Annotated in this window: 17 protein-coding genes; 7 read left to right on the top strand and 10 right to left on the bottom strand. The window is 59.6% G+C overall.

The window, feature by feature from the left end; all coding sequences use genetic code 11:
* Positions 1-102 precede the first annotated feature (102 nt).
* Positions 103-1,674 carry an oligosaccharide flippase family protein gene (locus B5477_RS09090; protein WP_159448986.1) on the top strand — a complete coding sequence of 524 codons (1,572 nt, stop codon included), beginning with the start codon at positions 103-105 and terminating at the stop codon, positions 1,672-1,674.
* A 66-nt stretch (positions 1,675-1,740) separates the two neighbouring features.
* On the opposite strand, the gene B5477_RS09085 is transcribed toward B5477_RS09090, so the two are convergent.
* The gene (locus B5477_RS09085; RefSeq protein ID WP_079699398.1) at positions 1,741-2,742 is read right to left on the bottom strand and encodes a rhodanese-like domain-containing protein; all 1,002 of its coding nucleotides are present in this window, start codon (positions 2,740-2,742) and stop codon (positions 1,741-1,743) included.
* Positions 2,743-2,793: 51 nt separating this feature from the next.
* Positions 2,794-3,711, bottom strand: coding sequence for a sulfurtransferase (locus B5477_RS09080; RefSeq protein WP_079699397.1), 918 nt, complete (start codon positions 3,709-3,711; stop codon positions 2,794-2,796).
* Positions 3,712-3,974: 263 nt separating this feature from the next.
* Here B5477_RS09080 and B5477_RS09075 point away from each other — a divergent pair, with 263 nt between their 5' ends.
* The gene (locus B5477_RS09075) at positions 3,975-5,540 is read left to right on the top strand and encodes an ArnT family glycosyltransferase (RefSeq protein WP_079699396.1); all 1,566 of its coding nucleotides are present in this window, start codon (positions 3,975-3,977) and stop codon (positions 5,538-5,540) included.
* A gap of 33 nt (positions 5,541-5,573) precedes the next feature.
* On the opposite strand, the gene B5477_RS09070 is transcribed toward B5477_RS09075, so the two are convergent.
* From B5477_RS09070 to rffA, 7 genes are read right to left on the bottom strand one after another with little or no spacing between them, the layout of a single operon-like run.
* A complete protein-coding gene (locus tag B5477_RS09070) occupies positions 5,574-6,431 on the bottom strand; it encodes a GNAT family N-acetyltransferase (RefSeq protein ID WP_079699395.1) in 858 nt (285 codons plus the stop codon).
* A 14-nt stretch (positions 6,432-6,445) separates the two neighbouring features.
* Positions 6,446-7,186, bottom strand: a complete 741-nt coding sequence (locus B5477_RS09065) for an ABC transporter ATP-binding protein (RefSeq protein ID WP_159448985.1) — start codon at positions 7,184-7,186, stop codon at positions 6,446-6,448.
* A complete protein-coding gene (locus tag B5477_RS09060; protein ID WP_079699393.1) occupies positions 7,183-7,977 on the bottom strand; it encodes an ABC transporter permease in 795 nt (264 codons plus the stop codon). Before B5477_RS09060 ends, B5477_RS09065 begins: the two co-directional genes overlap by 4 nt.
* 12 nt (positions 7,978-7,989) lie before the next feature.
* The gene (locus B5477_RS09055) at positions 7,990-8,940 is read right to left on the bottom strand and encodes an ABC transporter substrate-binding protein (protein ID WP_079699392.1); all 951 of its coding nucleotides are present in this window, start codon (positions 8,938-8,940) and stop codon (positions 7,990-7,992) included.
* A 23-nt stretch (positions 8,941-8,963) separates the two neighbouring features.
* Entirely contained in the window at positions 8,964-10,199 is a 1,236-nt protein-coding gene (locus tag B5477_RS09050; protein WP_079699391.1) for an ATP-grasp domain-containing protein, read from the bottom strand.
* Positions 10,192-10,968 carry a glycosyltransferase family 2 protein gene (locus tag B5477_RS09045; RefSeq protein ID WP_079699390.1) on the bottom strand — a complete coding sequence of 259 codons (777 nt, stop codon included), beginning with the start codon at positions 10,966-10,968 and terminating at the stop codon, positions 10,192-10,194. The genes B5477_RS09050 and B5477_RS09045 overlap by 8 nt, the downstream gene beginning before the upstream one ends.
* Positions 10,958-12,079, bottom strand: a complete 1,122-nt coding sequence (gene rffA, locus B5477_RS09040; protein ID WP_079699389.1) for a dTDP-4-amino-4,6-dideoxygalactose transaminase — start codon at positions 12,077-12,079, stop codon at positions 10,958-10,960. Before rffA ends, B5477_RS09045 begins: the two co-directional genes overlap by 11 nt.
* A gap of 81 nt (positions 12,080-12,160) precedes the next feature.
* Between rffA and B5477_RS09035 the strand changes: the two genes are divergently transcribed.
* On the top strand, positions 12,161-12,376 hold the full coding sequence (locus B5477_RS09035; protein WP_079699388.1) for a sulfurtransferase TusA family protein: 216 nt from the start codon (positions 12,161-12,163) through the stop codon (positions 12,374-12,376).
* Here B5477_RS09035 and B5477_RS09030 read toward each other — a convergent pair.
* On the bottom strand, positions 12,366-13,265 hold the full coding sequence (locus B5477_RS09030; RefSeq protein ID WP_079699387.1) for a LysR family transcriptional regulator: 900 nt from the start codon (positions 13,263-13,265) through the stop codon (positions 12,366-12,368). The two genes, B5477_RS09035 and B5477_RS09030, sit on opposite strands and share 11 nt — an antisense overlap.
* Positions 13,266-13,636: 371 nt before the next feature.
* Between B5477_RS09030 and B5477_RS09025 the strand changes: the two genes are divergently transcribed.
* The 4 genes from B5477_RS09025 to B5477_RS09010 all read left to right on the top strand — a co-directional run bounded on the left by B5477_RS09025 (position 13,637) and on the right by B5477_RS09010 (position 16,620).
* The gene (locus B5477_RS09025; protein ID WP_079699386.1) at positions 13,637-14,356 is read left to right on the top strand and encodes a YeeE/YedE thiosulfate transporter family protein; all 720 of its coding nucleotides are present in this window, start codon (positions 13,637-13,639) and stop codon (positions 14,354-14,356) included.
* 57 nt (positions 14,357-14,413) lie between these two features.
* Positions 14,414-14,641, top strand: coding sequence for a sulfurtransferase TusA family protein (locus B5477_RS09020; RefSeq protein WP_079699385.1), 228 nt, complete (start codon positions 14,414-14,416; stop codon positions 14,639-14,641).
* A gap of 53 nt (positions 14,642-14,694) precedes the next feature.
* Positions 14,695-15,243, top strand: coding sequence for a YeeE/YedE thiosulfate transporter family protein (locus B5477_RS09015; RefSeq protein WP_079699384.1), 549 nt, complete (start codon positions 14,695-14,697; stop codon positions 15,241-15,243).
* 132 nt (positions 15,244-15,375) lie between these two features.
* Positions 15,376-16,620: an FAD-dependent oxidoreductase gene (locus B5477_RS09010; RefSeq protein ID WP_079699383.1), complete on the top strand. Its 1,245-nt coding sequence runs from the start codon at positions 15,376-15,378 to the stop codon at positions 16,618-16,620.
* Positions 16,621-16,744: the final 124 nt, after the last annotated feature.

Here is a 16,744-nt window from a genome sequence, read left to right as displayed (position 1 = left end):
TGGGCCCCCGGCGGAAGCCGGGGGAGTCTCATTCATAAAGCATAGTGCTCCCCCGACCTTCATAAGTATGAAGGAGGACAACATGGTATGGGGTGGCGCTTTTTGAAGATCAGCAGGGCTTCGGTTTTTTATAATGTTTCGGTGCTCACGGTATCGGGGGTGCTCTTTCAGCTGCTGGGGTTCGTTTACCAGGTAATTCTCAGCCGGATGGCGGGCGCGCAGGCACTGGGGGTCTACCGGCTGGTGTCCCCGGTGCTGACGGTGGTGCTCGCCGCGACTCTGTCCGGGCTGCGCCTGGCGGTGACCAGCCTCTCGGCGGGGCTGCGCGCCGGGCGGGACACAGGACGGCTCAGGGCGTTGGTGAGAAAGAGCATGCTCATCTTCTTCCGCCTCTTCCTGGTGGCGGCGGTGCCGGTGGGGATTTTCGGCCGCTTCATTGCCGAACACGTCATTCTGGAGGGACGCACCGCCAAGGCACTGCTCCTGATCCCGGTCTATGTTTTTTTGATCGGCTTCGAGTGGACCTTTGAGGCTCTTTTTCTGGGAATCGGAAAGACCAAATATACCGCCGTCTCCAACCTGCTCGAGCAGTTTTCCAAGATCGTCCTCGTCTCGACCCTGCTGCTCTGGCTGGGGCATAGCGAGGATTACGGCCAGGTCGCCTTTTACATCATGCTGGGGATGACCCTCAGCGAAATCCCGTCGGTCGTCTGGCTTCTGGTGTCCTACCGGCGCCGGGTGCTCTCACAGGGCCGCGCGCGGAGCGCCGTGGGGGAGGAGCCTCTCAAAATCCTGCCCCTGGCGCTTCCGGTTTCGGTCTCGGCGGTGGTGACCAATTTGATCGCCTCGGCGAGCGTGGTAATCCTGCCGGGGAGGTTAATCGCTTCGGGCCTGAGCTCGGGCGAGGCGCTGAGCGCCCTGGGCGTGGTCAGCGAGATGGCTCTGCCGCTGATCACCCTGCCGATGGTGCTTATCCGCGCGATGTCCTCGGTGCTGCTGCCCACCATCTCGCGCAGCATATCGCAGAGCAACGGCGCGGATGTGCGCCGCAAGGTGCAGAAGTCCTTCCAGGCGACCGGGCTCTTTGTCCTGCCCGCCACCGCCATCCTGGTCCCGTTGGCGGGGCCGCTCTCGAAAATCCTCTACCGCCAGGAGCTCGAACCCGCCTATGTGCTGCTGCTGGCCATCGCGGCCGTTTTCACCTACTTCGAGGTGATCGCCTCGAGCATCCTAAACGGCCTCGGCATGCAGCGCGCCGGGATGCTGATCATGATCGTGGGGGAGGGGATACAGCTGCTGTGCACCTATTACCTCGCGGCCCTGCCGAATCTCGGAATCTACGGCTACATCATCGGGATGATCCTCAGCCCTCTGGCGGTGCTGCTGCTGAGCCTTGAGGCCATCCGCTATAAGACCGGTTGCGCCCCGGCATTTTATGACAGTTTCCTGCTGCCCATGCTGGCGGCGGGGGTCACGGGGATGTTCGCGCGCTACTTCTACGTCACCTTTCTGCCCCTGTTCGGCGGCCAGCTCCTGCCCATCCTGGCGGCGGCCGCCTGCAGCGGCGGGATCTGTATCGCCATCTTCCTGATGGCGGGGCTGCATCCGCTGCGCTATTATAAAACATTGACCATCCCGGGGACGGCGCGGGAAAGGGGCGCGGGGCGAAAATAACCCGACGGCAAGGAAAAAGGCCGTGGACTAAAGTCCGCGGCCTTTTTCTTCTATCGTAGGGATGGATTAGTCGGTGACGACCTCATAGCCGGCGCCCAACCAGCCGGTCCCGGCATCCGCCGAGCCCATGCCGCCGCTCAGGGAGTAGGCGTTGTAGCCCAGCAGGCGCAGGATCGCCATGACCTGCGAGGAGGTCTGGCCGCTGTAGCACTGCACGATGATGGTCTTATCATTCGGCAGCTCGGAGAATTTCTCCTGCATGCCCAGGCCGAACGGGTTGTTGACAGCCCCCGGGATGTGGCCCTTGGCATAGTCCTCGGCCTGGCGCACCGAGTAGACGAGGTAACTGTCGTCCTCGGCGTCGATGATCTCCTTGAGGCTCTCGGGCTTGAAGTTGAAGTTCTCGAAGGTGCTGCCCTTGGCGGCCTCGAGGTCGGAGTAGTACTTGTCCGCGGCGGCCTGGAAGGCCTCCTCGACCGGATAGCTGTCGGTCGGCAGCGCGACGGCCTCGGTGTCGATGTAGGCTTCATACCCCTCGACCTTGGAGATGCCGTTGTTGAAGCCGGACTGCACCGTCTTGGCATACTTGCCGACGACGTTCAGCAGCGCGGCGGTCTGGGAGGAGGTCTGGCCGGTATAGCAGTAAACCATGACCGGCTTGTCGTCCGGGATGATGGACAGGCTCTCGGCAATGCTCTTGCCAAACGGGATGTTTACCGCGCCCTTGATGTGGCTTTCAGCATAGACGTCGGGCTGGCGGATGTCCATGATGAACATGTCCTCGCCCGCGTCGATCTTCGCAAAGAGGTCCTCAGGCTGGATGACGTTCTTGTCCTCCGGGAAGGAGGCGAAGTAATCCATCGCCTTTTCGGCGACCGCATCGGCGGCAGGGGCTTCCGCTTCGGGAGTGCTCTCGGCCTCAGAAGAAGAGGCCTCGGAGGACTCGGTGGCGGAAGAGCTCTCTGCCGGGGCGGCGGAGGACTCGGCAGGCGTACTGCTGGAGGAGCATCCCGCAAAGGCGGAAGCCGCCAGCACGAACGACAGGATAATGGCAAACGTTTTTTTCATTGATTCTTACTCTCCTAAAGTCATCATTTTATGTTTCCCGCAAACCTATACTTAAGAAGCATCCTTCTGGCTGGGAGCCAGGGCGGCGCCGGCGGGCATCTCGACCGGGTTGTTCGGATTGGCGGACCACTCCGAATAGGCCCCGTCGTAGATTTTGATGTTGCGGTAGCCCGCGTCGTACAGTCTCAGGAAAACCGGAGCCGCGCGCATCGAGGTTTTGCAGTAGGTGATGATCTCCTTCTCGGGGCGCAGGTCCTTATTGATGTAGTTGATCCGGGTGGTCTGGGTGTCCTTAAAGGTGCCGTCGGCATAGAAATTGTCGGCGTAATCCCACATGATCGAACCGGGAACCTTGCCGACCTCGGCATACTCCGCATCGGTGCGCACATCGAGCAGCGCCACGTTCGGGTCGGGATTCTCCACCTGCTTCATGACGTCGTCCTTGGTGGCGATCCACTGGGTGTTCTTCTCGCTCGCGGTGAAGTTTCCGGGCGCCGGGGAAGGGGTTTCGGTGCTCATTTCAAGCCCGGCCTCCTTGATCGCGCCGATACCGCCGCTGACCACCTTGGCGTTCTCATTGCCGTAGACGAGCAGGGTCCAGAACAGGCGGGCGGCGCTCATCTTGTCGGAATCATAGATGAGGATGGTGGTATCATTTGAGATGCCCTTTTCGCTCATCAGCTTGTCGATCTTGTTCTTGGACGTGAGCATGTTGTCCACCGGAACGTTGATCACGATGTCGTCCTTCGTGATGTTGACTGCGCCCTTGACATGTCCGGACGCGTAGTCCTCCGGGCTTTGCATGTCGATGATTGCGACGTTCTCGCCGCCTATGTAGCCTTCCAGCTCCTTGACGCTGATGATCTTCTGATCGCTCTCGGCGTACTTGGAGGGGTTACAGGCGGTGAAAGACATGAGCACCATGATGAGAGCTAAAAGAATCGTTAATTTTTTAGCAATCGTCCTCATGCGCATCCTCCTTACTTGTGATAAACTCGTGAATTTGCCGCTGGAATGATAGTAAACCCGTTAATGTCCGTTCATGGCGGATGCCTCAAATCCGTCACAAACGATCCTGATTTTATTATACTTCATTCTGCCGTGGCAGAGCTATAAGGATTTGTTATGTTATATATGACTATTTAATGCCAGACTTTTTGTGGAATTTGTGCTACAATGGGACTATCATGCGGCCTGTGAGGCAATGAAGGGAGGACTGTGCCATAAAAAAATTGGATACTGGCAGGCGTGCGGATCTCGCCGCGCTGCTGCTCATCCTGCTTTTTTTCCTCCTCAATCTCTGCTTTTTGACCCGCTTCCCCTTCGTCCACTCGGATGAAAGCTGGCTGGCGGGGCTGAGCCGCAACATGATGGAACAGCGTTCCCTCGGGGTGACCGAGCCGTTTTTCGACCTCAAGGCGCGTTATCCGCACGCGGTCAAGTCCCTGTTCCACCTGCTGCAGATGCCTTTTTTGCGGCTGCTGGGCCATCATATTTTTTCGGTGCGCCTGCTGTCCCTGCTGGGCGGGTGCCTGACCCTCTGGGTATTTTACAAGGCGGCGCTCCGCTTTTATCCCGGACACCCCTTGCCGGCGCTGGGCGCGATGGCGCTCTTGGCGTGCGATGTGCAGTTCGTCACCGCCTCCCACTTTGCACGGCAGGAAATCCTGATCACCCTGGCGATGGTTCTTTGTCTGTACCTTCTTTTGCGCTCTCCGCAGCGTCTTTCCCGCCGGGAGACGCTCCTGCTCGCCCTTGTCACCGGCCTTTCGGTCGGGCTGCACCCCAACAGCTTCCTGGTGGCGGCGCTCTGCGGGGCGGTGCTGGCCTTGCGCTGGCTGCTCTTCCACACGGCGAGCGGGCGGGATATGATCTGGTATGTTGCCGTGACCGGCGCGATCGCGGCGGTATTCGTCGGGCTGAGCTTTTATTTTGATCCGCAGTTTTTGACCCATTACTTTCAAAGCGGGCAGATGGAATACGGGATCGCCCCCTCCGTTGCTGGGCGGATGGGGGAGCTCGGATACTTTCTGCAAAAGCTCTTTCACCGGGTGAGCGGGACCTATTACCTGCCGGACATCAGGCTGCAGTTCGTCCTGTTCCCCATGCTGCTGGGGATGGCGCTGCTCTATGCGCTGGTGCAGCGAAAAGAGGAGCCCGAAGCAAGCCAGCGGCTGCTGAGCGTGCTGGCGGCCGTCTGCGGAGTGCTGGGGGGCATGATGCTCATCGGACGCTACAACCAGACGGGGATCGTCTTTTTCATGCCGCTTTGCTGGCTGCTTTGTCCCTTTGTGGCGGGGCTCTTTGGAAGAATTCTGGGGCGGGCGCTCTGCTTACTGCTGGCGGCGGCGACGGTTTGTGTCAGTATAAGCTGCGTGCGCCCCTGGCTGGACGTGCGCTATGAAGACTACCTCGCCAGGATCGCGCAGAGCGTTCCGGCCGACGCACGGGTGATCGCCAACCTCAACGCCGATTTCTACTTTGAAAACGGCTGTCTGCGCGACTACCGCAACCTGAGCAAGATCCGCCAGAGCGGCCTCAGTGTGGAGGAATACGTCGAACAGAATAAAATCCAGTATATCCTCCTCTCGAGCGAGCTCGATTATATCTACCGGCGCCGGCCCCAGTGGAACATTCTCTACGGCCCGCTCGACTACTGGGAGGAGCTGAAAGCCTTCCTGGACGAGCATTGTGAGGAGGCGGACCGCTTTTACGACGACACCTATGCCGTACGCATCTCCGAGCTGGTCCATACCGGGCAGGACTTTTCTGTCACAGTCTACCGGGTCAAAAGCTGAACCGGGCTGCCAGATACACTGGCAGCCCGGTTTTCAGGTGTGCGAGGTCTCGGGGAAGCAGAATTCCTTTGGCAGGGCGTCCCCGCGCACGAAGAGGGCGTTGTCGTCCTCCCAGAGCGGCTCACGAGAAAAGGGGAGGGCGCTTTGGTCGGGACAGAAGCCCAGGCGCAGCCTTTGGCAGCCGGGCGGCACCAGGGAGGGGAGCAGCTCGTCGAGTGCAAAGGGCTGCTCGCTCAAAATGTCGTCGATGTAGAGGGTATCATCGGTGCGCTCCATTACAATGATCCGCTCTTCCAGCCGCCAAAGGCGCCGGGGTACCAGGGAGCAGGCGGCGCGCAGCGGCCAGCAGTCGCGGTGGACCCCGAGGGCCTGGGACACCGGAACCCGCCGCTCGCACAGGCGCAGCAGGAGCGCTCGGTCCTGCGGATCATCCGTATTGAGCTGGTGCGGGGACGCGCCTTGCCGTTTTAGCGCACTCACGTCGAGGAAATAGGTGGTCTGGGAAATACGGCGAAAACCGAACTTCGGGTAGAAGCCCAGCACCTGGTCGTTGGCGAAGAGGTAGATGAGCTCCCGGTCCTTATAATGCGCCAGCACCCGCTCCATCAGCCCGGACATCAGCCCGCGGCCGCGGTGCTCTTTTGCGGTCATCACCGTGCCGAGCTGGACGGCGGGAACCTCCCGCCCTTCGACAATAAGGTCGAACAGGTTGGCCGAGCAGTTTGCGATCACCTCGCCGTCCTGCACCAGCGAATGGGGGATATACCGACCGTGCGGCAGCATGCCGCCTTGGTACCAGGGTTCAAAGTCCAGCGAGAAGGTTTCGATGGCGAGCCGGTTAAAACTTTGGCGCAGGGCGGGATCGTTTAAGTATCCGCTGATCAGTTCCATGTGGTCTCCTTTGTTTATCGCAAGAGTGCTTCCAGCCGCCCCTTGAGGGCGGGGGAGCCGTCATTTTGAAAGCATTCCCCCAGCCGGTGGGCGGTGCTGTCAAAGACCGCGATCCGCTGTGAGAGGGTAAGCGCCTCGTCGATGTCGTGGGTGACGAATACCACTGTCACCCCGCGCTCGCGCCAGAGCCGCAGCAGGGTATCCTGCGCGCTGCGGCGGGTGAGGTAATCGAGGCTGGAGAAGGGCTCGTCCATCAGCAGCGCCATGGGCTCCAGCGCCAAGGCTCTTGCCAGGGCGGCACGCTGCTTCATACCGCCCGAGAGCTCGTGCGGATGGCTTTCCTCATACCCCGCGAGCCCAACCTCGGCAAGGCACGCCTCGGCTCGTTCGGCCGCCTGTTCCTTATGAAAGGGGTGGGCGGTCTTTTTGATGGCATAGACGATGTTGCCCCAAAGCGTCATCCAGGGGAAGAGTTGCCCCGGCTCCTGAAAGATCATAATCATCCGGCTGTCCGGATGCAGCACCGGCTGCTCCCCCAGGGTGATTTTTCCTCTGTCCGGCGGGTCGAACCCGCCGAGGATGCGCAGCAGGGTGCTCTTGCCGCAGCCCGATTTGCCCAGGATCGAGAGAAATTCCCCCTGCCGCACCTCGAGCGAGAGGTCGGAAAGTACGACGTGCCCCTCGGTTTGCCCCGCCAGGGGCGGAAAGCTTTTATCCAGATGCTCGCCCCGCAGGGTCAGCTGATCATTTCTCATTGTGCGCTCATCCCCCATTTCCGGATGGTGCACCGCTCCAAACGATTGAAGACGAACTCCTCCACCGCCATGCCGATTGCGATCACCAGGATGATCCCGGCGAACAGCCCGGCGGTGTTCATAAAGGTGCGCTGCTTGAAGATGTACCATCCGAGTCCGCCCTTCGAGCCGATCGCCCCGAAGACCATCTCGGCGCTGATCAGCGCCCGCCAGGCGCGCGCCCAGCCGATCTTGAGCCCGGAGAGCAGATAGGAAAAGGAGGCGCGCACCCGGATTTCCCAGGTGATCGCCAAGGGGCGCAGCGACAGGTTGTGCCCCACATCGAGATAGATTTTCGGAACCGCGCGGAAGCCGGCGGTCAGGTTGAGCAGCACCGGCCAGAGCGCCGAGTGCACGATGATGGCCACGATCGCCCCGGTGCCGGTGCCGAACCACATGATGATCAGCGGCAGGATGGCGATCCCCGGCAGCGGATGCGCGATAGCGGTCAGCGCGTCGGTCAGGCTCTCCATTACCTGCGAGCGCACCGAGAGCAGCGCGAGCAGGAAGGCCAGCACCACCCCGATCAGCAGCCCCCAGAGGATGACGCCCAGGGAAAAGAAGGTCTGATAGAAAAGGTCCCCGCGCAGGAAGGATTCTCCCATCACCCGCAGCACCTCCTCGATGGGCGGGAAGAGCAAGGGGGAAACATGCAGCAGCTTGACCGAGAGCTCCCAGCACAGCAGCAGCGCCCCGATCCAGAAGGCCCGGGCCAGCGAGCGATGGCGGCCCATCCAATTACCAGCTTTCATAGAAACCTCCCTTTAGCGGTTGACGTTGGGGAAGACGATGTCCTCAAAGCGGGGGCTCTCCTTGGTGAAGCCCATACGCTGCATGGCGTCCGAGAGCTTTTCGATCCCCTCGAGCCGGTTGGAATAGATGGTGCCGTTGTAGGTCATCTGCGCCTTTAGCTCGTCTTCCGGGATGCCATAGACCGGAGCGAGCAGGCGCACCGCTTCGTCCATGTTGTCGTTGATGAACGCGATTGCCTCGTCAAGCGCCGCGATAAAGGCCTTATATTGCTCGGGCCGCTCGTCATAAAAGCGCTCCATCGCCACCCCGGTGATGAAGGTGAAGGGCCCGCCCATAATCTCCTCCCCGGTGAGGATGGCGTGCATCCCTTCGTCAAGCTCCATTCCGATGTAAGGCGGGGTCGCCACATGGGCGCTGACCTCGGTGCCGGACATGAGGGCGTTCATCGCGTCGGGGTGGGAGAGGGAGACGAGCTGGTTGTCGAAGTAGCCCGGGTCCCCGAACTCCTGCTCGGCCGCCATGCAAAGCAGCACATGCTGGGTGCAGGCCGGGGAGAGGACGGCGATCCGGTCCTCCGGGGTAAAATCCCGCAAAGACTGGATTTCGGGGCGGTTGACCACGATGGCCATCTCGTTGAAGGAAATCCCGGTGGCATATTTCCACTCCATTCCGTTGTCGATCCCCATCAGGACGGGGGCCGGCCCCATGAAGCCGAAATCGACCTCCCCGGCGAGCATCCCCTCCCGAATTGCGGTGGGGCCGCCGAACTGCTTCCAGTTGACCTGTACGCCGGGCAGGCGCTCTTCCAAAAGGTGTTGTTCCTTCATGATCTGCAAGGGGGCATAGGCGATCCCGAACTGTTCGGCAATGTTCAGCACCCCCGTGTCCGCCTTACCGGAGCAGCCGCTCAGCGGCAGGAGCAAAGAGAGGGCGGAAAGAAGTAGAATAAATCCTTTTTTCATAGTGGGTAAATCTCCTGTGATATCTAGAATATGTCCCGTTTCAAGACGAGGTTCTGCCCGTGCGGGTCCAGCACCTGCAGCGTGCGGTAGAGCTCTGCGATGTGCTCCGGCATACGGCCATCCTCGCTTGCCAGCACGCAGTGCCCGAAGCGGGCGGTCGCGTTTTCAAGCGGGGGGATGGCCTCCCCTTCCTGGTAGTTATAGCCGGCCGAAAGGACGAAGGGAAGCATAAGAAGCTCGGACAAAGGGGTGATGGAGGCGATTTGGCCGCTGCGGCAGAAGAGCAGCTGGACCGACACCTGGCGGCTGCAGCTTTGCGGATCGTACCCTTCCAGTACCGAGCAGTCCACCGGGAGGCCCAGCGCGCGGCAGAGGGCGGCGTGCAGGATGTCGAACCCGCTGAGGTAGGGGATGAACACATCCTCGAAGGCCCCGCCGATCCGGCAGGCGAGCTCGTTGACCAAAACTCCCTGCGCTCCGATCAGGAACTGGATATAAAGCGGCCCCTCCGGAATCTGGAAGGCATGAACGATATGCTCCGACATTTCCCGAATCTCGGGATAGCGGTCCATGTGTACGCTCGGGAAGCGGTGCGCGGCGCAGACCCCGATGTGCACCGGGTCGGGGTGGCACTGCCGGTCGGTCAGCGCCAGGATGTAGAGCCTGCCGTTTTGTATCCAGCCCGAGAGGGTGACCTCGTCGCTGGGATAGTATTCCTCCACCAGTGCCTGCCGCTCGCGGGAAAAGGAGAGGGTCTGCGGCAGGGCGCATAAAATTTCGGCGGGGGAGTCCATCTTATAGACTCCCCGCTGCCCCTGGGAGTCGAGCGGCTTGATGACCAGCGGCGGGCAAAGTTCGGAGAGCTCCCGCTCACCTATGTCCTCGTCGAAGAGTTTCCAGCGCACGGTGGGGATATGGTGATCGGTGAGGATTTGCTTCATCACCCGCTTGTTGGTGACGGCCAGGGCAGTCTCTGCATCAATAGGGCTCGGCAGGGAGCAGGCCTTCGCCACCGCGGCGGCGGTATAAACCGGCTGGTCGGTGCCGATGGTCATCACCCCGTCCACTTGCTCCCGGCGGGCGAGGGCAATGCAGCCGGGAATGTCAAAGGTGCTCACCCGCCTATGGAGGTCGGCATATGCGGCGGCGGGCGGACACTCGTAGTAGTCGGCCAGCACCACGGTATGCCCGAGGCGTTTTGCCAGCTTCACAGCGCTCAGCTGGCAGTTGCCCCCACCGAGGATCAGAATCTTACTCATCGTCCTCCCAGCCTCCCATCCTGCTATCGATTTCGTAGGGGACGCCCCGCTCCCTGGGGCGAAAGAGGGAGCCGGGCGCGGTATAATAGACAAACAGCTTCCAGTAAAGCTCCGTCAGCCGGCGCAGGGTATAGCCCGAACGGCCGTACCGGCGGGGCGGCTGGGAAAAGGGGAGGTTGTCCACCCTGGGGCTATGTAGAAAGGAAGCGGCGGAGAGATAGACGAACTCCCGCGCGCCGGCGCAGATTTTCTTCGCCAGCTCACCGGTCATGATCCGGTAGGCGCTCACCTTGATCCCTTTCGGCTTGTGAGTGCAAAGGGCGAACAGCCCGTCGCGCAGCGCAGCCCCGAGCCGGCGGTAAAGGGGCCGGTGCCGGATATTCGGGATGGCGTAGACCAGGTCGTATCCCTCTTTCGCCCGGTCATAGAGCGAGCCGCCGAGCTCGGGCGGGTGCTGCAGATCGTCGTCCATGGTGATCAGATAGCGGTGCCCCCCGGCGAGCTGCAGCCCGCACAGCAGGGCATTTTGCTGCCCGAAGTTGCGCCGCAGCCGCACGGCAAGAATGGCGGAGTTATCCTCTGCCAGACGGCAAAGCACCTGCCAGCTGTTGTCGGTGCTCCCGTCGTCCACCAGGACGAGATGCACCGATATATCGCGTCCTTGCCAGTAGGCGAGCAGGCGCTCTGCCAGCTCCTGCAAAGAGGGGGCGCTGTTGTAGACCGCCACCACCACGGCGAGCTCGCCCGCCGGCCTTAAGTCAGAGCGCATGGGCCAGCACCTGTGCCACCTGCTGCGCCTCCCCGACGCTCAGGTTGGGATGGACCGGCAGGCGCAGCAGCGTCTCGTAGGCGCGCCTGCTCGCCGGCAGGTCGTCGTCCCGGTAGCCCAGCGCGTGGCCCATCGGGGACATATGTAAGGGGACGTAGTGGGTGCGCGCGTCGATCCCCTGGGAATGCAGCCGATTTTGCACCCGCCCGAGGGTACCTGGCCCGTCGAACCGGACATAGAACAAATGCCCGTTGGACGAGCAGTCCGGCGGCACCGACATCAGCCGCAGGCGCCCGCTTTCCTCCAGCGGCAGAAGGGCCTGACGGTAGGCTTCGCAGAGCTCGAGCCTTCGGGAGGTAATCTCTTCGAGGGAAAGGAGCTGGGCGTAGAGCAGGCAGGCGCACCATTCGCTTAAAATCAGGCTCGATCCGCGCGAAGTCCAGGCGTACCGCCCGCTCTCCCCGCGCAGGTAGACGCTGCGGTTGGTGCCGCATTCGCGGTAAAGCTCGGCCTGCTGACGGTACTTTTCGGCGCAGGTGAGCGCCCCGCCCTCGCCGCAGGAGATGTTCTTGGTGCTGTGAAAGCTGTAAGCGCCAAAATCCCCGATGGTCCCGAGGTGCCGCCCTTTGTAGAAGGCTCCCACCGCTTGGGCGGCATCCTCGATCAGGATCAGCCCCGCCTCGTTTGCCAAACGGACCAGGCGGTCCATGTCGCAGGAGACCGCGCCGTAGTGCACGGTGATCACCGCCCTGGTGCGGGGGGTGATCCGCCGCTGCATATCGTCGATGTCCAGGTTTTGGGTATCCGGGTCCACGTCGCAGAGCACCGGGGTCCCCCCGGCGAGGAGGACCGCATTCCCCGCGGAGGGGAAATTATAGGAGGGGAGGATCACCTCGTCTCCGGATTTCAGATGGAGCACGCCCAGCGCCAGCTCGAGCGCATGGGTGCACGAGGGGGTCAGAAAGGGTAAGTTTGTGTGGAGACGGCTTTGAAAGAGGCCCTGTACCCGGGCGGCACAGTCGCCGTCCGAGGCCATGGGCCCCATAAGGCAGTCCTCGATCAGCTCCCGTTCATGGGGGGAGCGAAAACGGCTGTAAAAGGAGATGGGCATAGTACGAAGTCCTTTCATCAAAGGATGAAGAATTATCTCTCGCAATGTGTTATAATAAAGAAGCGAGAGGAGGGAGCGTATATGTACGAAATCAATTGCCTGGGGGACATGTGTCCGGTTCCGCTGATGAAGCTGCAAAAGGAGCTCAAAACCCACAGTCAGCTGAGGCTGATCACCGACCACAGTTGCGTCTGCGAGTCGATCACCAACTACTGCAGGCAGCGCAGGCTGAAGATGAGCATCCTCGAACCGATCAACGGCGTGTGGGAGATCACCGTCTGTGCGCTCAGCAAATAGAAGTGCTCACAATGTGCTCGACGTAGCGGGTGACCTCGGTGATGCCGAGGTTGGAAATCTGCTTTTTGTGCTTATAAATGATATAGACGTCATAACTGAGGTTGATCCCATCGGCATCAAGGATTTTGAGCTGCTTGAGATAGACCTCTTTTTTGATTGCCATATAGGGGAGGAAGGCGAGGCCGTGCCTTGCGATCACCGAGGCCTTGACCGACTCGGTGGAGTCGAGGTGGCACATGATATTGAAATCGCCGAAATCGTAGCCCAGCGTTTTGATCTGCTCGAGCAGCAGCCGGTAGGAACTGAAGTTTTCATTGAGCATGATCAGCGGGAACTTTTGAAGCTCCCGAAGCGAGATGTGTTCGCCGACGTGGTAATCCTCCGCGGCGACCAGGCAGATCTTGTCCGAAAAGCTCTTCTTGCAGACCAGCCCGCTCTCGCCGGTGCTGCCCACGATAAAGCCGATATCGGCTTCGTCGTCCAGCACCTGGTGCAGCACCTCGCTCGAGGGCATGGAGGAAAGCAGGAAATTGTACTGCGGATATTGGGTTTTCAGCTTAAAAAGGGTGCAGGGGATGGCATAGTTTCCCGCCACCGGGGTGGCGCAGATGCGCACGATGCCGCTGTTGTTCTGCAGGCTCTCGATGTCCTCGCGGAAGTTTTCGTAGACCCGCATGAACTGCACGGCATATTTTTGCATGATCTTGCCCGCCTCGGTCAGCTCGATCCCGCGGTTGCTGCGCTCGAAAAGCTTGAAGCCCACCTCGTCCTCGAGGCGCTGCATCTGCTGGCTGAGCGCGGGCTGCGAAATGTGGTTTTGGGCAGCCACGCGGGAGATGCTCTTCTCGTTGGCGATCTTGCTGAATAGAATGATATGCTCCAGATGCACACAAAGACCTCCTCACTGCTATTGAATGTTATTATACCAGCTTTCATAAATAATTCAATTGGCAAGCCCTTTGCCATAAAGGTACATTATGGTAGGCCAAAGGGAGGCCGGCAGGGAAAAACGGCTATAAAAGGGATGGAAAGGCAGGGGAGAAAAGGGCATAAAATAGGGAAAGAAGGGGGAGAGCGCCGCCTAAATATTGCATGGTGCAAAAGAATTTTCGATTGCAGCGCACCCAATAAAATCCCACCATATTATAATAAGATTTTATGCAGCATAACGACATCGAGTAGTGAAATTATTAACAATATGCTATAATGAAAGACGTAGTAAACCGTTAATCTAAAATTTCAAACGTAGGAGGTGCAGGAATGTCAGAGGAAAACAACAACACCACGCCGGCGGCAGGCGCTTCGACCATTCGCCGGGCTTCTTCGCGGGCGCCCAGGAAGCCCAAGAAGAGCCAGCTCCCCTTTGCGCTGCTGGTTTTTGCCGTGATGATCGTCATCGGCGTGCTGCTCAGTTTTCGTTCTAGCGATCTTGCCATGTTTTGGGTTTTCGGCGGATGTTTCGGGTTTGTTTTGCAGAAGTCGCGCTTCTGTTTTACCGCCTCACTGCGCGACCCCTGTATCACCGGAAGCACCTCGATCACCCGGGCGGTGCTGATTGCCTTCGCGATTTCGACCATCGGCTTCGCGGCGATCAAGTACAATGCCTTTGCCAACGGCCTGCCCATCCCGGGACAGAGCTATGTCCAGCCGATCAGTCTCGCCACCGTCGTGGGAGGCATCATGTTCGGCGTCGGCATGGTCATCGCGGGCGGGTGTGCCTCCGGGACGCTCATGCGTGTCGGTGAAGGCTTTGGCATGCAGATGCTCTCCCTTTTATTTTTCGTGGTCGGTTCCCTCTGGGGAGCGCACGATATGGGCTGGTGGACCGTCAACTTTGTGGCAAACGGCCCGCGCGTCTTCCTGCCGGATGTCTTCGGCTGGTTCGGCGCAGTGGTGATCCAGTTGCTCATCATTGCCCTGCTGTATGTTGCGGCGGACAAGTTTGAGCGTAAGAAAATGGGAATCACCGACGAGGATTAATCCAAGAAGAGTCAGTACATAAACCAAAATAATATTATTTTACAGGAGGAAATGACAATGGCTGAATACACTGTTGATTGCTTAGGCGAGGCTTGCCCCGTACCGCTGATGAAGGTACAGAAGAAGATGGAGACCATGGCCGTGGGCGACGTTCTGGTTGCCCAGATCGACCACAGCTGCGCGATGAAGAACATCCCTGAGTGGGCGCGCAATCAGGGCCACAACGTCGAGATCGAAGAGGTCGACGACGGCGAGTGGGAAATCGTGATCGAAAAAACGAAATAACCTTTACTTTCTGAGCTTTGAAAGGTGATACGGAAAGGCAGGTGTCGGTTCGTTTGAACGAGTTTTGGACGAAAATCACCAAAAACAGATATTATAAAATGGTCTTTAAGAACCCCTTTACATATGTGACGGGCGCGGTGCTGCTGGCGATTTTCCAGATTGCGATCTTCGCCTACTCCGGCAACCCGTGGGGCGTTTCGGGGACCTTCGCCAACTGGGGCGCGTGGCTGTATGAGCTCGTCGGCGGCAATGTGGATAAGTGGTATTACTTCTCCTCCTCCGGCGCGCAGGCAACCCTGGAAAGCGGATTTTTAAGTCATACGGGCAGTATGCTCGACATCGGCATCATCTTCGGTGCCCTGCTGGCGGCGCTGCTGGCTTCCCAGTGGAAATTCAAGAAGATCAAAAACCTCAAGCAGGTCGTCGCGGCGGTGCTGGGCGGATTGCTGATGGGTTACGGTGCGAGACTGGCGGGCGGCTGCAACATCGGCGCGCTCTTTAGCGGAATTGCATCCCTGTCCCTGTCGGGCTGGGTCTTCGCGCTCTTCCTCTTCGTAGGGGCGTTCTTCGGAAGCAAGCTGCTTGCAAAATTCTTTATGTGAAATCTCTTTGCGAGAGAGATAGGGTCATACGGGTTGGAGGTCTTTTGCAGAAAAAGGCCTCCAACTGTTATGGCTCACTTTTGGGACAGACCGCTGCGGTCTGAAATGAGATGAAGGAGGAACCCTTTCGATATGGAAAAGAAGACGGAACAATATGACGTCGTGATCATCGGCGGCGGGGCAGCGGGCCTGACCGCCGGAATCTATTGCGGGCGGGCCCGCCTGAAGACCCTGATTATCGAAAAAGCGCTGGTCGGGGGCTTGGCGACCTATACCAATGAAATCGAAAACTATCCCGGCTTCCCCGAGGGGGAGACCGGTTTGGGGCTGATGGAGCTCTTCCATAAGCAGGCTAAAAAGTTCGGAGTCAAGTTTAAGCTCACCGACGTGCGCGGCGTGCAGCTCGAGGGGGACGTCAAGGTCGTGGAGACCTTCCGCACCAACTATGAGTGCAAGGCTGTGGTGCTCGCCTCGGGCGGCAAGCCCCGGCTCACCGGCTCGAAGGGCGAGGACAAGTACCTGTATGACAAGGGGATTTCCTTCTGCGCCACCTGCGATGCGGCGGCCAACACCGGCAAGACCGTCATGGTCATCGGCAGTGGCGACGCGGCGATCGAGGAAGGGATGTTCCTGACCAAGTTTGCCAGCAAGGTCATCGTCTCGGTGATGCACGAAGAGGGGAAGATGGACTGCAACGAGATCGCTCGGGAAGAGGCGCTGCAGAACCCCAAGATGGAATTCAAGTGGAATACCGTCACCGAGGAGTTTAAGGGCGGCGAGCGGCTGGAAAGCGTGGTGCTCAAGAACCTCAAGACCGGTGAGCTGGATGATGTGAAGGTGGACACCTGCTTCATCTTTATCGGCTATCTGCCGAACACCGAGATCTTCAAGGGGATCGTCGACATGAACCGCGCGGGCTACCTGATCACCAACGAGAAGATGGAGACCAACATCCCCGGCGTTTACGCCGCGGGCGATGTGCGGGACAAGTGGCTCAAGCAGGTTTCCACCGCGGTGGGCGACGGTGCGATCGCGGGGTATGCGTGTGAGAAGTACATCGCCGAGAGCGAGCAGTTCGAGAACCAGATCATGGCGGGTGATCTGCCGGGGCTGGTCTTCGTCTACAATGCGGTCGATCCCAAGGCGCGCGCGCTCATGCCGGTGATCGAGCAGTTCGAGGAGACCCATGCCGGACGCGTCAAGGTCACCCGGGTGGATGTCTATAAATCCGAGGGTATCGCCAATCGGCTGGGCATCAGCGAGACCCCTTGCGCCGTCTGCATTCGTGACGGGCAGAAGGCCGGGACCCTGGCTGAAAACATCAGCATGGAGTCGCTTGAGAAGCTCATGGGCCTCTCGCTGGTGGAGAGCAAATAAATCGCGGGAAACCGCAGAGGAAAGCCGCAGCAATCGCTGCGGCTTTCTGCATACAGAAAGTATGAATAAACTATGAATTTTAAGATTACTCTCGGCAAAAAGCCGCCGTCCTGCTATAATAAAT

The organism is Provencibacterium massiliense, from assembly GCF_900169495.1.
GTDB classification, from domain to species: Bacteria; Bacillota; Clostridia; order Oscillospirales; family Ruminococcaceae; genus Harryflintia; species Harryflintia acetispora.
This window is presented reverse-complemented; position numbering and strand designations above follow the sequence as displayed.